The 14,132-nt window shown below is 59.2% G+C and carries 17 protein-coding genes and 1 tRNA gene; 13 read left to right on the top strand and 5 right to left on the bottom strand.

The features are described from left to right. From ACR0AC_RS08090 to ACR0AC_RS08075, 4 genes are all read right to left on the bottom strand, one after another. The gene (locus ACR0AC_RS08090; protein WP_170518560.1) at nucleotides 1-876 is read right to left on the bottom strand and encodes a branched-chain amino acid ABC transporter permease; all 876 of its coding nucleotides are present in this window, start codon (nucleotides 874-876) and stop codon (nucleotides 1-3) included. A gap of 70 nt (nucleotides 877-946) precedes the next feature. Further along, nucleotides 947-1,975, bottom strand: coding sequence for an alcohol dehydrogenase catalytic domain-containing protein (locus ACR0AC_RS08085; protein WP_480872737.1), 1,029 nt, complete (start codon nucleotides 1,973-1,975; stop codon nucleotides 947-949). 190 nt (nucleotides 1,976-2,165) lie between these two features. Then, complete coding sequence (locus ACR0AC_RS08080; RefSeq protein WP_170734726.1) at nucleotides 2,166-2,723, bottom strand: hypothetical protein; 558 nt, start codon at nucleotides 2,721-2,723, stop codon at nucleotides 2,166-2,168. A 232-nt stretch (nucleotides 2,724-2,955) separates the two neighbouring features. Beyond that, nucleotides 2,956-3,045 (bottom strand) — tRNA-Ser (locus ACR0AC_RS08075). A gap of 123 nt (nucleotides 3,046-3,168) precedes the next feature. Here ACR0AC_RS08075 and ACR0AC_RS08070 point away from each other — a divergent pair. From ACR0AC_RS08070 to ACR0AC_RS08030, 9 genes are all read left to right on the top strand, one after another. Continuing rightward, nucleotides 3,169-4,011: a DUF2059 domain-containing protein gene (locus ACR0AC_RS08070; RefSeq protein ID WP_170630052.1), complete on the top strand. Its 843-nt coding sequence runs from the start codon at nucleotides 3,169-3,171 to the stop codon at nucleotides 4,009-4,011. Continuing rightward, on the top strand, nucleotides 4,011-4,811 hold the full coding sequence (locus ACR0AC_RS08065) for a DUF2059 domain-containing protein (protein ID WP_480872735.1): 801 nt from the start codon (nucleotides 4,011-4,013) through the stop codon (nucleotides 4,809-4,811). Before ACR0AC_RS08070 ends, ACR0AC_RS08065 begins: the two co-directional genes overlap by 1 nt. A gap of 207 nt (nucleotides 4,812-5,018) precedes the next feature. Further along, nucleotides 5,019-5,630, top strand: coding sequence for a 50S ribosomal protein L21 (locus ACR0AC_RS08060; protein WP_480780694.1), 612 nt, complete (start codon nucleotides 5,019-5,021; stop codon nucleotides 5,628-5,630). An 11-nt stretch (nucleotides 5,631-5,641) separates the two neighbouring features. Further along, nucleotides 5,642-5,911, top strand: coding sequence for a 50S ribosomal protein L27 (gene rpmA / locus ACR0AC_RS08055; RefSeq protein ID WP_039535512.1), 270 nt, complete (start codon nucleotides 5,642-5,644; stop codon nucleotides 5,909-5,911). Nucleotides 5,912-6,006: 95 nt separating this feature from the next. Beyond that, nucleotides 6,007-6,615, top strand: coding sequence for a LysE family translocator (locus ACR0AC_RS08050; RefSeq protein WP_480581192.1), 609 nt, complete (start codon nucleotides 6,007-6,009; stop codon nucleotides 6,613-6,615). Further along, a complete protein-coding gene (locus ACR0AC_RS08045) occupies nucleotides 6,612-7,148 on the top strand; it encodes a GNAT family N-acetyltransferase (protein ID WP_170450716.1) in 537 nt (178 codons plus the stop codon). The genes ACR0AC_RS08050 and ACR0AC_RS08045 overlap by 4 nt, the downstream gene beginning before the upstream one ends. Before the next feature lie 37 nt (nucleotides 7,149-7,185). Then, a complete protein-coding gene (gene obgE, locus ACR0AC_RS08040; RefSeq protein ID WP_480872732.1) occupies nucleotides 7,186-8,220 on the top strand; it encodes a GTPase ObgE in 1,035 nt (344 codons plus the stop codon). Then, a complete protein-coding gene (gene proB / locus ACR0AC_RS08035) occupies nucleotides 8,208-9,314 on the top strand; it encodes a glutamate 5-kinase (protein ID WP_480872730.1) in 1,107 nt (368 codons plus the stop codon). The genes obgE and proB overlap by 13 nt, the downstream gene beginning before the upstream one ends. A 21-nt stretch (nucleotides 9,315-9,335) precedes the next feature. Beyond that, the gene (locus tag ACR0AC_RS08030) at nucleotides 9,336-10,598 is read left to right on the top strand and encodes a glutamate-5-semialdehyde dehydrogenase (RefSeq protein ID WP_480872728.1); all 1,263 of its coding nucleotides are present in this window, start codon (nucleotides 9,336-9,338) and stop codon (nucleotides 10,596-10,598) included. Here the strand turns inward: ACR0AC_RS08030 and ACR0AC_RS08025 are convergent. Then, nucleotides 10,595-11,191: a histidine phosphotransferase family protein gene (locus tag ACR0AC_RS08025; protein ID WP_170450707.1), complete on the bottom strand. Its 597-nt coding sequence runs from the start codon at nucleotides 11,189-11,191 to the stop codon at nucleotides 10,595-10,597. The genes ACR0AC_RS08030 and ACR0AC_RS08025 overlap by 4 nt on opposite strands. A gap of 40 nt (nucleotides 11,192-11,231) precedes the next feature. On the opposite strand from ACR0AC_RS08025, the gene ACR0AC_RS08020 reads away from it, so the two are divergent. From ACR0AC_RS08020 to rpsB, 4 genes are all read left to right on the top strand, one after another. Further along, nucleotides 11,232-11,414, top strand: coding sequence for a DUF3553 domain-containing protein (locus ACR0AC_RS08020; protein WP_170450705.1), 183 nt, complete (start codon nucleotides 11,232-11,234; stop codon nucleotides 11,412-11,414). A 99-nt stretch (nucleotides 11,415-11,513) separates the two neighbouring features. After that, the gene (gene olsB, locus ACR0AC_RS08015) at nucleotides 11,514-12,269 is read left to right on the top strand and encodes an L-ornithine N(alpha)-acyltransferase (protein ID WP_480872726.1); all 756 of its coding nucleotides are present in this window, start codon (nucleotides 11,514-11,516) and stop codon (nucleotides 12,267-12,269) included. Between the two features lie 5 nt (nucleotides 12,270-12,274). After that, nucleotides 12,275-13,111, top strand: a complete 837-nt coding sequence (olsA, locus tag ACR0AC_RS08010) for a lyso-ornithine lipid O-acyltransferase (RefSeq protein ID WP_170450701.1) — start codon at nucleotides 12,275-12,277, stop codon at nucleotides 13,109-13,111. Nucleotides 13,112-13,277: 166 nt separating this feature from the next. Next, nucleotides 13,278-14,057: a 30S ribosomal protein S2 gene (gene rpsB / locus ACR0AC_RS08005; protein WP_170450699.1), complete on the top strand. Its 780-nt coding sequence runs from the start codon at nucleotides 13,278-13,280 to the stop codon at nucleotides 14,055-14,057. The last annotated feature ends 75 nt before the right edge of the window (nucleotides 14,058-14,132 follow it).

The raw sequence follows: 14,132 nt of genomic DNA, 5'->3' as shown, positions 1-14,132 counted from the left end.
TCAGACCTTCTTGACCCGAACTTGGCTGAACAGGCCGTTGGGGCGAAAGATCAGCACGGCCAGCAGCAACGCATAAGGGGCGATCTGGCTGTAGCCTGCGGCGATATAACGGCTGGCAAACGGCTCGATCACGCCGACGATCAGACCACCCGCCAACGCGCCGGGCAGGCTGCCGAAGCCGCCGATCACGGCGGCAGCAAAAGCCTTGATCCCCAGCAAGCCCGTCGTTGGGTCGACCGAGCCCTTCGCGGCGAAGAGAATACCGGCGATCCCGGCCACAACTCCGGCCAGCGCCCAGATGAACCCCTGCACGCGCTTGACCGGAATGCCCATGTAATAGGCCGCCAACTGGTTCTGCGAAGCGCCTTGCATCGCCAGCCCCAGCTTGGTTCTGCTGAAGAACACATAAAGACCCCAGGTCAGCAGGATGGTGACGACGATGACAGCAACGTCCTCCATCCCCAGAACAAGCCCGCCAAAGCGGACCTCTTTTCCGGCCAGTGGGTTTTGCAGTGTCTGCGGCTCGTGCCCCCAGATCAGCCCGGCGACAAAGCGGATCACAAAACCCAGAGCGATGGTCAGGATGACGACGGCGGTCTGGCTTTGACCAAACATGCGACGGATAATGAGGCGATCCAGCAGATACCCCAGCGCCCCCATGATCCCCAGAGAAATCGGCAATGCCATCCAGAAAGGCAGGCCCATATATTCGGTGTTTGTCAGGCCGATCGTGACAAAGGCCCCCAGCATCATGAAATCGCCCTGTGCGAAATTCACCGCTTCGGTCGCCTTGTAGATCAGAACAAAACCAAGCGCGATCAGGCCGTACACACACCCGTTCGCCAGCCCGCTGATCAGCAGCTGCGCGTTATCCAAGCTCACCCTCCCCATGCCGGTTATCCGGTTCATGTCCAACCCGCACAGCAAAGGTGCGGCGTTCGTTCTACTATGGCGTGATAATCACCTTCCCGTCACTCTTTTTTAGCGCATCGGCAAGATTTGGGATCAGATTCCTGAGTGTAAGCCGTTCTGACACATCGGTTTTCCATCGCCCGTCGGCAAACCGGGCCTGAACTTCGGTCACGACGCGCATCTGGTCTGCGGGCGGCGTGGACATCATCCATTGCGTCAGCCAGAAGCCTTCGATCCGCTTGCCCATAAAGATCAACTGACCGGTTTGCGTCAGCGTCGGGGCCTCGTGGCCCAGCTTGCCATAGCACACCCACTGCGCCTTGTTTGGCATGGCACAGAACACCTGTTCCGAGAGTTGATCCATCACCGCATCCAGAAACATGCGAGGTTTCAGTGTGCGGCTCAGCTCGGCGAATTTCTGGCCCACATCAGGGTCCGAGGTGACCAGCACCTCGGACGCGCCAAGGTCTTTGAGCATATCGACAGTCTCGGCCCGCCGGACCAGAGCGATGGGTTTCAGACCCAGATCGCGCCCCAAGCTGCACATCAGCTTGCCCAGTTGGCTGGTCGCGGCCGAGATGACAAAGGCGTCGCCTGCCTCTTTCGCCATGTCGACCATTGCCATCGCGGTCAGCGGGTTGACGATCTGAGCCGCACCGTCATCGTCCGAGATGTCCGGGCGCAGCGGGATGCACATCTGCATCTGGGTCACCACATACTCGGCCCACGCGCCCGAACCTGCCGCCACAAAGGCCACGCGCTGATCCTGTAACGACTCGGCCCCTTTGCCGGTGGCCACCACATCGCCGCACCCCTCAAAACCCGCCGCAGCCCCCTTGACCCGAGGTTGTCCGTACTCGCCCTTGATGAAATGCAGATCCGATGGATTGACCGAGGCTGCACGCAGCTTGATCAGAACCTGACCGGGGCCGGGCTGGGGAACGGGCAGTTCCGCTTCGGCCAACCAGTCACCGGCATTCTCGATCACCGGGCCAGTCATGGTGCCGGAATACCCCTCATGCCTGAGGATGGTTGCGAACATGGAAGAGGGGATATCGGTCACGGTTACGTCCTCAAAATTGTCGCCGTTGTATCGCTTGAATCCGAAGGACCCTGCGAAATGGCGATGGTTTGGGTGTAACGTGAGCCAAGCAAATGGGGGCTGCTGCGTCAATCGCGCGGATACCTGACCCAACGGAAGGGACGGTAACGTCCGAAAAAGGGGGCAGCCCTGAAAGCTGACCCCCGTTTTTTTATTGTTGCGTCAACAGATTGCGCAGGTCCTGGATCTTTTGCAAAATCGTCTCGGGCGAGGCTTTGATCTCATCAAAGATCTGGATCGCCTGGGTTTTCAGCTCTTCCGACAGCGCGCTGTCCTGAACCGAGGCAACCATGGCGTCATAGTCGAACTGTTGCGCGGTCAGCATTCCGTCCTGCAGCCACGAGTTAAAGAGTTCCTGACCCTGACCTGCCAGCGCCGCAACCTGATCGCCGGCCTGCTCGGCCGCATCCGCGGCTTGATCCGCGACCGAAGACGCGGCCTCGGCTGCCTGATCCGCAGCAGCATCCAACGCTTCCGAGGCGGTATCCTGCGCGGATTCAACCGCGTCAGTCACAGCCTCTTGCGCGTCGGCCACCGCGTCGCTTGCCGCGTCTTGTGCCTCTGTCGCCGCATCGTTCACAGCTTCGGCTGCATCTTGTGCGGCGTCCTGCAGTTGCTCGGCCGGGGTGGGCTCGGGTTGGTTCAGATAAAAATAGCCGCCAGCGCCGATTGCAGCGATGACAATGGCCAGAATAAGAGTACGCGACATGTGAATCTCCTTTGGAATTTGTGTCGCCGGGATGCGGCAAAACTAACTGTTCTCAAAGGGGAATTCCGCGAGTTTTTCTGCATCTGCGAGATATGCGCCATGCTACGCTGATCCAGCCGGTCCGGCACGGCAATAACACGCCAACCCGCACGAAGATCTTGGATTTCTGGCCGCACACCTCTTGAAAGTTGCTTGCCCAATGATGTCGGAATTTCTGGCTACTCTGATTGAGTGGCGGAGAGACAGGGATTCGAACCCTGGGTGGGCTTGCACCCACAACGGTTTTCGAGACCGCCCCGTTCGACCACTCCGGCACCTCTCCGCGGGGGTCTGTGAGGGGGGGATTTAGTGAGGAACGGGCAGGGGTGCAAGCAGAAAATTCCTCAAATTCAGAAAGCCGTGATTTTCCATTGCCTGCCGGATCAAAACACCTAGGCTGATGGGTATGACACATCATGCCCAACGCCTTGCTCTTTTGTTTTTGGCCCCGCTTATCGCACTGTTGCTTTTGCCTTCACTTGTGGCCGCAGCCAATCGAGACCGGATCGAGGCTTTTCTGACCACCACGGGGTTTGACGTTGCCCTGGAAAGCATCGCACTTGCGTCCGGGTCGGCACCGCAAATGCTGGGAATTGACCCGGACGGATTCGGCTCGGACTGGACGCGCCTGACGGAAGAGGTGTTCGACACCGAGGGCATGCATGAAACGGCTGTGTCGATCCTGGAGCAGACCCTGAATGACGAAGCACTGAACCATGCGGTTGACTTTTATGCCTCGGATCTGGGTCAGCGCTTGGTCGTGGCCGAAAATGCCTCGCACCTGAAAGAGGATGAGGACGGCAAGCAACTGGAGGGGCAGCAGATCTTTGCCGCGCTGGTCGAGGCGGGGTCGCCACGGGTTGAAAGCTACAAGCGCATGAACGCGGCGATTGACTCGTCGGGGACTGCATTGCGGGCCTTGCAAGAGATTCAGGTGCGGTTTCTGCTGGCGGCAAGCGCTTCGGGCGTTATCGAATTGCAGCTAAGCGCGGATGAGTTGCGGGAAATGCTGAAACGCAATGAGGCCGGGATGCGCCAATCGCTGCAATTGTCCGGACTGGCGGGGGCTGCGTATACCTATCAGGGCTTCTCGGACGCCGAAGTGGATGACTATGTCGAGGCGCTGGAACACCCGCTGATGCAGGAAGTCTACGAATTGCTGAACGCGATCCAATACGAGATCATGGCCATGCGGTTCGAAGTTCTGGCAGCCCGAATGGCCGAATTGCACCCCGCGCAAGACATATGATGCGTCTGCTGACACTTATTACCGCGCTGCTTTTCTGGGTTGCGCCCGCCTTTGCCAGTGAAAAGGTCGAACGGCTGGCCCTGGCCATGCATTTAATGCAGGCGATGGACATTATTGTCGACGAAGGCGACACCCAGCGGCAGGAACTGGACATGACCCTATTGGACAATTCCGGTGGCGAGTTCTTTGAGGCGCAGGTCGAGGACATCTTTGACCCTGTCTGGATGCGCAACCGGATGACCGACGCTTTCGAGGTCGGACTGACCGATACTCAACTGGATCAGGCAATCGTGTTTTTCGAAAGTGACCTGGGACAGACCATTATCACGCTGGAAAACTCGGCCCGGCGGGCATTTCTGGATGAAACCATCGAGGATATGGCGCGGGAGGCTTATGAAAACGCCTCGAAGGACGACGTGCATTATGAACTGGTGGACGAGTTTATACAGGTAAACGATCTGATTGACCTGAACGTTCAGGGCGCGCTGAGTGCCGATTACAATTTCTTCAAGGGGTTGGAATACGGCCCCAGCTCTGACGATGCCGAATTGCTGGCGCAGCTTTTGGCCGAACAGGATGCGGTTACCGCAGATACGACCTCATGGGTCTATTCCTTTCTGCTGATGGCCTATGCCCCGCTGGACGAGACGCAGATGCGCGAATACATTGCCTTTTCCCGAACCGAGACGGGTAAGGCCCTGAACGACGCCTTGTTTGACGGGTTCGACCGGATGTTCGACGGAATTTCCTTCCGCTTGGGCGAGGCCGTTGCACAGGTTCTGAACGCCCCGGATCTTTAGGCCCGGTTGGGTGTTGACTTTGCCGCGCAATCTATGGATAAGCGCGCATCCCGGCCGGTTTTCCGCGCCGGGTCTCGTTATTATTTGACCCATCGGGATTGTCCCGGGGTCGTCACACAGCCCGAAAAGGGCGCGCTGTTCGAGGTGGCGAAAGCCGGCAACACCCATACGGGGACCACAGAACGCGGGTATGAAAAGGAAAGACGCATGTTTGCGGTCCTCAAGACTGGCGGCAAGCAGTACAAGGTTCAGGCGGGTGATATCCTCCGCGTTGAAAAACTGGCTGCCGACGCAGGTGAAAAAGTTCAATTCAACGACGTTCTGATGCTGGGCGGTGACGCACCGGTCGTTGGCGCGCCGTTCGTCGAAGGCGCAGGCGTTCAGGCCGAAGTGATCGAACAGGTCAAAGGTGACAAGGTCATCAAGTTCGTCAAACGCCGTCGTAAGCACAGCTCGAAGCGTACCGTTGGCCACCGTCAGAAACTGACTCTGGTCAAAATCACCGACATCCTGTCGTCGGGCGCTGACAAGTCTGGTATCAAAGCTGCAACCGGTTCGGCACCGGCAGGTGAGGCGGCTCCGGCTGCAAAGCCCGCCAAAAAAGCTGCTGCAAAAGCAGAAGCTCCGGCTGCCGCTGCTTCTGACGATCTGACCGCGCTGAACGGTGTCGGCCCTGCCGCTGCCAAAAAGCTGGCCGAAGCCGGTATCGAGAGCTTTGCCGCTCTGGCCGCCTTGTCGGACGAGCAGATTGCTGCTATCGACACCATCAAAGTGAAACCCGAATGGGTTGAGCAAGCCAAAGAGCTGGCTCAGGGCTAAGGAGAGAGAGAATGGCACATAAAAAAGCTGGCGGTTCCTCCCGTAACGGTCGCGACTCAGCGGGTCGTCGCCTTGGCGTGAAACTCTATGGTGGCCAGGCAGCCATCGCAGGCAACATCATCGTACGTCAGCGCGGCACCAAGTTCTGGCCGGGCGAAGGCGTAGGCATGGGCAAAGATCACACCATCTTTGCAACCACCGATGGCGCCGTGAAGTTCCACAAGGGACTGAAAAACCGCACCTTCATTTCGGTCCTGCCAGTGGCGGAGGCCGCAGAATAAGCCGAAACCCATAAGGTTAATAAAAAATTCATGGGGGACCGGCAGAAAGTGCCGGTCCCTTTTTCGTTTTAACGCAGTCGTGATTGACCACCCGAATGACAGTCGCCACCACTAGTTTCCTGATCTTTGCCGCCAGCCAGGTCGGCACGCCGGGACCAGCCAATATGGTCCTGCTGGGAACAGGTGCGCGCTATGGTTTTCGGGCGGCGTTGCCTTTTGTGGGCGGCGTTATTCTGGGCAAGCAGTTGATCATCTGGCCTGTTGGGTTCGGGCTGATGCAGGTGGCCGATCAGGCGCCGTTGGTGTTTGAGGTGCTGAAATATGCCTCGGCCGCTTATATTATCTGGCTGGCGTGGAAGATTGCCAATCTGCGGCTGTCGCGCGGAAACGCTGACACGCAAGTGCCGGGTTTTCTGGCCGGGCTGATCGTTCACCCACTGAACCCCAAGGCCTGGGCGATGATCATTGCCGGGTTTACGGGCTTTGTGGCCGCGGGCACATCAAGTTTTGAAGCGACGTTAACAATCGCTCTTTGCCTGTTGTTTTGTCAGGTCTTATTGCACCCGGTCTGGACTTTTGCAGGCGATCGGATCGCCCAGACGGTTGAAGGTCGGCCTGCGGAAAAATATCTGATGTGGACGTTAGCCAGTTTAACCGTTGCGTCCGTACTTTTTGTGTTGTTCGGAGGAGGAACGCACTCATGAAACTTGAGACGATAATCAATCAGCCGGTCATCGAAACCGAGCGGTTCGACCTGCGCCCCCTGCGCCGGTCGGATATGGGTCTCATTGAACATTATGCAGGCGATGAGCGCGTGGCGCGGATGACGACGTCGATTCCGCACCCATTGCCACCGGGCTCGATTGAGGCCTTTGTGACCCGTTCGATGGCCGAAGACCGGGACGAAGACGTCTGGGCGATGGACGCCACCAAGGATGGCGGGCCTGAACTGATCGGCCTGATCTCGTTGCAGCGGCTGGATCGCAACCAGTCCGAGGTCGGCTATTGGGTCGCTCCGGTTTACTGGAACACAGGCATCGCGTCCTTGGCGGTCGAGGCTCTGGTTCTGGCGAATCCGCTGGAAAACTCGACCATGTTCGCCAGCGTGTTTCAGGACAACCCGGCCTCGGCCCGGGTGCTGACCCATTGCGGGTTTGAATATCTGGGGGACGCCGAAAGCTATTCGGTGGCGCGCGACGCAAATGTGCCCACCTGGACCTATAGTAAAAAACTCTGACTTGTGGCCGATGGGGCCTTTGCAGTAGGGGACTGACATGAAATTTCTCGATCTTGCAAAGGTCTACATCCGGTCCGGGGCCGGCGGTAGCGGCTGCGTCAGCTTCCGACGCGAAAAATACATCGAATACGGCGGACCCGATGGCGGTGACGGCGGTAAGGGCGGGTCTGTCTGGGCCGAGGTTGTGGATGGGCTGAACACCCTGATCGACTTCCGCTATCAACAGCATTTCTTCGCCAAGAACGGCCAGCCCGGTCGCGGTCAACAACGCACCGGCAAGGATGGTGACGACATCATCCTGCGCGTTCCTGTCGGAACTGAAATCCTCGACGAGGACGAAGAGACCGTTATCTGCGACCTGACCGAGGTCGGACAGCGCGTCTTGCTGGCCAAGGGCGGAAATGGCGGCTTCGGCAACCTGCACTTCAAATCGGCCACCAACCAGGCCCCGCGCCGCGCAAATCCGGGGCAGGCGGGGATTGACCGCACCATCTGGCTAAGGCTGAAGCTGATCGCGGATGTGGGTCTGCTTGGCATGCCCAACGCGGGCAAATCGACCTTTCTGGCTGCGACATCGAATGCCCGGCCCAAGATCGCCGACTATCCGTTTACCACACTGCATCCCAATCTGGGTGTTGTCGGCGTCGATAACGTCGAATTTGTTGTGGCCGATATCCCCGGCCTGATCGAGGGCGCGCATGAGGGGCGCGGGATCGGCGACCGGTTCCTCGGCCATGTAGAACGCTGCGCGGTTCTGCTGCATCTGGTCGATGGCACCTCGGAAACCGTGGTCGAGGATTATCGGACCATCATCACCGAGCTTGAAGCCTATGGCGGAGAGCTGGCGGACAAGCCGCGCATCACCGTGCTGAACAAGATCGACGCTTTGGACGAGGAAGAGCGCGATCTGATCAAGGCCGAGCTTGAAGAGGCCGTTGGTGGCCCCGTCATGACCATGTCCGGTGTTGCTCGTCTCGGCGTGACCGAGGTGTTGCGGGCTTTGCGCGCGCAGATCGACGAAAACCGCCTTCGCCAAAAGCCCGCTGAGGAGGTTCAGTCTTGGCAACCCTGACCGCAGCACGCCGCTTGGTGGTCAAGATCGGGTCTGCCTTGCTGGTTGACCGGCACACCGGTTTGCTGCGCTCGGACTGGCTGAAATCACTGGCGCAGGACGTGGCGTGGCTCAAGGGGCAGGGCGCGGATGTCATTCTGGTGTCCTCCGGCTCAATCGCATTGGGTCGCGGCGTTCTGGGATTGCCGATGGCAGACTTGCCACTGGAGAAATCGCAAGCGGCAGCGGCAGTGGGTCAAATCAGGCTGGCGCGCGCCTATGAAGAGGCGCTGGCCCCTCATGACATCACCACGGCTCAGGTGTTGGTCACGCTGGAGGACAGTGAGGATCGGCGGCGCTATCTGAACTCGCGCGCCACGCTTGAGACTTTGTTGGGGCTGGGTGTTGTGCCCATCGTCAATGAAAACGACACCGTCGCCACGGACGAGATTCGCTATGGCGACAATGACCGTCTGGCCGCGCAAATCGCGGTGACGGTCGGGGCCGATCAGCTGATCCTTCTGTCCGACGTCGATGGGTTCTATTCCGGCAATCCCAACGAAGACCCCTCGGCCACCCGCTATGACACCATCGACACCATCACGCCCGAGATTGAGGCGATGGCAGGCGATGCCGGGTCCGGCCTGTCCAAAGGCGGGATGAAGACCAAGTTGCTGGCCGCCAAAATGGCGACTGCGGCGGGCTGTGACATGGCGATAACCGAAGGATCGACCCTCAACCCATTGAAATTGCTTGAAAATGGCGCGAACTGCACGTGGTTCACGGCGACGTTGGACCCGCATGCAGCCCGCAAGCGCTGGATCTCAGCCATGAAACCACGTGGGGAGATCAAGGTGGATGCGGGTGCCGCAAAAGCGCTGGCCAATGGCAACAGCCTGCTGCCCGCCGGTATCGTCGAAGTCACCGGAGATTTCGGGCGCGGCGACCCCGTTGCAATCCTCGACCCGCAGGCGCGGCGTCTGGCGCAAGGGATCAGCCGCTATACCGCGCAGGAAGCAGACGCGATCAAGGGGCGCAAATCCTCGGAGATTGAGGCGACACTGGGCTATCCCGGTCGCGCGGCGCTGATCCACAGGGACGATTTGGCGCTGTAACGGCGCAGAAAGGCAGATGATATGAAGGACCTCGACAATATCCCCGCCCTGATGGCCGACCTTGGAAAACGCGCCAAAGAGGCTGCGCGCGAACTGGCCTTTGCCAGCGCCGAGCGGAAACATGCGGTCCTGATCGCGGCTGCTGAGACCGTTTGGGCCAACCGTGCGGACATCATCGCGGCCAACAAGAAAGATCTGGAGTTCGGTCGTGACAAGGGCCTGAGCCCCGCAATGATGGATCGCTTGATGTTGGATGATTCCCGCATTCAGGGCATGGTTGACGGGCTGCGCACTGTCGCGGACCAGACCGACCCTGTGGGTGAGGTGCTCACCGAATGGGACATGCCCTCGGGCCTGAATATCCAGCGGGTACGCACGCCCTTAGGTGTGATCGGCGTGATTTACGAAAGCCGCCCCAATGTGACAGCGGATGCGGGTGCTTTGTGCCTGAAATCAGGGAATGCGGTGATTCTGCGCGGTGGGTCCGAAAGCTTCCACTCCTCAACCGCCATCCACGCGTGTCTGGTCGAAGGGTTGAAGGCCGCGAACCTGCCCGCAGATGCGATTCAACTGGTTCCGACCCGTGATCGCGCCGCAGTTCAGGAATTGCTGACCATGACCGACTATGTCGATGTCATCGTGCCCCGAGGTGGCAAAGGCCTTGTCGGGCTGGTTCAGCGCGAGGCGCGCGTTCCGGTCTTTGCGCATCTGGAAGGCATCGTGCATATCTACATCGACAAAGCCGCTGACCCGCAAAAGACGCTGGACGTGGTGCTGAACGCAAAAACCCGCCGCACCGGTATCTGCGGCGCGGCTGAGTGTCTTCTGGTCCATCAGGACGTCGTAGACACGTTGGGGCGTGACGTGATCGCGGCGCTGATTGCAGCGGGTGTCGAGGTCCATGCCGAGGGCGCTCTGGCCACAGAAGGGACAGTCGCAGCCACCGCCGATGATTGGGGCAAAGAGTTTCTGGACAGCATCATCGCTGCCAAACCCGTTGCCGATATCGACGCGGCGATTGCGCACATCCAACAGTTCGGCTCGAACCACACCGACTGTATCATGACTGAGGACACTGCTGCCGCAGGGCGCTTCTTCGAACGGCTCGACAGTGCGATTTTGATGCACAACGCCTCAACCCAGTTTGCTGATGGTGGTGAATTTGGGATGGGCGCTGAAATCGGGATTGCCACCGGCAAGATGCATGCGCGCGGACCGGTGGGCGCGGCGCAACTGACCAGTTTTCAGTACCTGGTGCGCGGCAACGGCACCACCCGCGCCTAAAACCGAAGGGCGACGCGGGTTGAGTTGGTTTCTACGCTAACCCGCCGCCCCATCGCGGTCGCCGTCTCCGGCAGAAGGGCAAACTGCACCTGCGCGGGCGTGATCTTTTTGGGAAACCGCCCCGTTGTGACGTTCTTCCAAAGATCAGGGTCGACATTTAGCTTGTCCGCCGTCCCGGTCACCTGCCAGCCGGTACCATTGACTGAAATCTCGACCTCGCCACCCAAGGGCATCGCACTTTCGCAACACATCAGCGCCAGAAAGGCCAGCTTGACCTGATTGCGCGGCACCGGCTCGGTCAGGTTCCAGTTCACCCGCACACGTCCGGCGCGTTCGATATCCTTCAGCAATTCAGCGACTTCGGTCTTCCCCAGCGGCTGATCGCTGGCCGACCCGAACGCCACCCGAAAGAACCGGATACGCGCGCCCGCGCTGCCAACACTGCCCGAGATCAACTCCATCTCGGGGCCCTGCACTGCGCCAACCATGTCCAACAGTTCCAATCCGTTGGTGATTGCCCCAATCGGGCTGATCAGATCGTGACAGATCCGCGAGCCGATCAGCTCGGCCAGGTTGACGTCCGTAGCGCCCATGCGTACCTCCTGCTGTATCTGCCACCGGACCGGAGCCCAAATGTCAGACCTCAATGCCATTCTTGCACCGGGCATGTATGTCCGCCACCCGGATTTCCCCGATTGGGGTATCGGACAGGTGCAGTCCAACATCGCAGGCAAGATCACCGTTAACTTTCGCGAGCAGGGGAAAGTGGTAATCGACGGGACACGCATTGCCCTGGTGCCGGTCTTTGATCCGTGAAACTGGTTTAGGAAAGGTTAACGCTGAACACCAGATGTGGCCGTGTTGCCTTTACGTGAAAACCTGCGGTATCAGCCGGGGGCAATTCAAAGGATAGACATGCCGGATACAGGCCCCTCATTTACCATCAAACTCGCCGAATCCGAGGATGACCTGCGCGCCGCGCAACGGCTGCGCTATGATGTGTTCGTGCGCGAACTGGGCGGCGGCGGCGAGATGGTCGATCACGACGCGGGTCTGGAACAGGACAAGTTCGACCCGTATTTCGATCACATGCTGGCCATTGACGACCTGAGTGGCGAAGTTGTGGGCGTTTACAGGCTGTTACCGGGCGAACGTGCTGCGGAAATCGGGCAGTTCTATTCCGAAGACGAGTATGATCTGACCGTCTTAAAGCAAAGCGGACGCAAGCTGTTGGAATTGGGCCGGTCCTGCCTGCATGCAGATTATCGCGGTGGTACTGCGATGTATCACCTGTGGAATGGCTTGGCCGCCTATGTGAACGAACGCGGGATCGAAGTTCTGTTCGGCGTCGCCAGCTTTCACGGCACCGATGTTCAACCCCTCGCGCAATCCCTGTCCATGCTGCACCACAACCATCTGGCCCCCGAGGATCTGCGGGTGCGGGCACAGCCGGACGTGTTTCAATCGATGGATCTGGTCGCGCCCGAAGACCTCGACCGCCGCGCCGCGATGGTGCAGGTGCCCGCGCTGATCAAAGCCTATTTGCGTTTGGGTGGATTTGTGGGCGAGGGGGCGTTTATCGACCATGCGTTCAACACCACGGATGTTTGCCTGATCCTGGATACCGCCCGTATGAACGAGCGGCAAAAACGCATCTATGGTGGGGCATAACCGGCGTGAACGATCCATTGTGGAATAGTGACGAGGCACCTGACCCGATCAATCTGGGTCCGCTGGGCTGGGTTCTTGTCATCTTGCGCGGGGTGCCTCTGGCGCTTTTGGTGTTTGGGGGCCTGATCGTCCTTCTGACCATTCGCCTGTTCGAACTCCCTCTCTTCGGGGTTCGTCGTCCGATTACTCCGTTCATCGCGCAATTTGTGTGCCGCAATGCACTCCGGTTTCTGGGTATCGGTTTTCGAACGTCGGGCGAGTTGATGCAGCAGCGCGGAGCTGTGGTGGCGAACCACACGTCCTGGCTGGACATCTTCGCCCTGAACGCGCGCAAGCGGATTTACTTTGTGTCCAAGGCCGAGGTCGCGAAATGGCCCGGAATCGGCTGGCTGGCCCGTTCGACCGGAACCGTATTTATCGAGCGGAACCCAAAAAAGGCGCGCGAGCAGACCAAAGTGTTCGAGTCTCGCCTGAAGGCCGGACACAAACTGTTGTTCTTCCCCGAAGGGACTTCGACCGATGGATTGCGGGTTTTGCCATTTAAAACAACGCTCTTCGCGGCATTCTTCGCAGATGAACTGCGTGATTTTATGTATGTGCAGCCTGTTTCCGTCGTGTTTCACGCGCCAAAGGAGCAACCGGATCGGTTCTATGGCTGGTGGGGTGATATGGAGTTCGGTCCGCACCTTCTCAAGACACTCGGCGCACTGCGTCAGGGTTCGGTCGAACTGATTTACCACGCGCCCGCCAAGGTCAGCGACTTTGAAAACCGCAAGGCGCTGGCAGCCCATTGCGAAGAGGCCGTGCGGCATGCGCACAGCCTGGCGCGGCTTGAAAAATAAGGGCAAAAGGCCCTTGCACTGCATCAAAACCTGCCGTATACGCGCGCCATTCAAACCCGCAGGCGGGGTTTGGGCTTTTTGAGGGAGACATCCTCATCAAGACCGCCGGTTGGAGCATCCGCTTCTTTCACCCCCGCCCAGGCGTAAACCGGAAAAGGAAAATAGCATGGCTCTTCCCGAGTTCTCCATGCGTCAGCTGCTGGAAGCTGGCGTTCACTTTGGTCACCAGACACAGCGTTGGAACCCCCGCATGGGCCCGTTCATCTATGGTTCGCGCAATGGCATCCACATCATGGACCTGACCCAGACTGTTCCGATGCTGGACCAGGCGCTGCAGGCCGTTCGTGACACCGTTGCAAAAGGTGGCCGCGTTCTGTTCGTTGGTACCAAGCGTCAGGCCGCCGGCCCGATCGCCGAAGCCGCTGAAAAGTCGGCTCAGTACTACATGAACCACCGCTGGCTGGGCGGCACGCTGACCAACTGGAAAACCGTTTCCCAGTCGATCAACCGTCTGAACCAGATCGACGAAGCGATGGAATCAGGCGCCGAAGGCCTGACCAAGAAAGAGCGTCTGGGCATGGAACGTGACCAGGCCAAGCTGCAGGCGTCGCTGGGCGGTATCCGCGAGATGGGCGGCGTTCCTGACCTGCTGTTCGTCATCGACGTCAAAAAAGAAGCACTGGCCATCGCCGAAGCCAACAAGCTGGGTATCCCGGTTGTGGCCGTTGTCGATACCAACTGCTCGCCCGACGGCGTTGACTATATCATCCCCGGCAACGACGACGCAGCGCGCGCCATCGCTCTGTACTGCGATCTGGCAGCCCGTGCCGCGTTGGACGGCATGACCGCTCAGCTGGGTGCCGCAGGCGTTGACCTGGGCGAGTTCGAAGAAGCCCCGGTTGAAGAAGCCGTTGCAGAAGAAGCTGAAGCACCTGCCGAAGCGTAAGCTGCCCGTCACGTAAATGACATATGGGGCAGGGTATGACCTGCCCCAATTCCGTTTGAATTGAGGAGAGCCAAG

The organism is Ruegeria sp. H7 (genome assembly GCF_056532945.1).
This window is presented reverse-complemented; position numbering and strand designations above follow the sequence as displayed.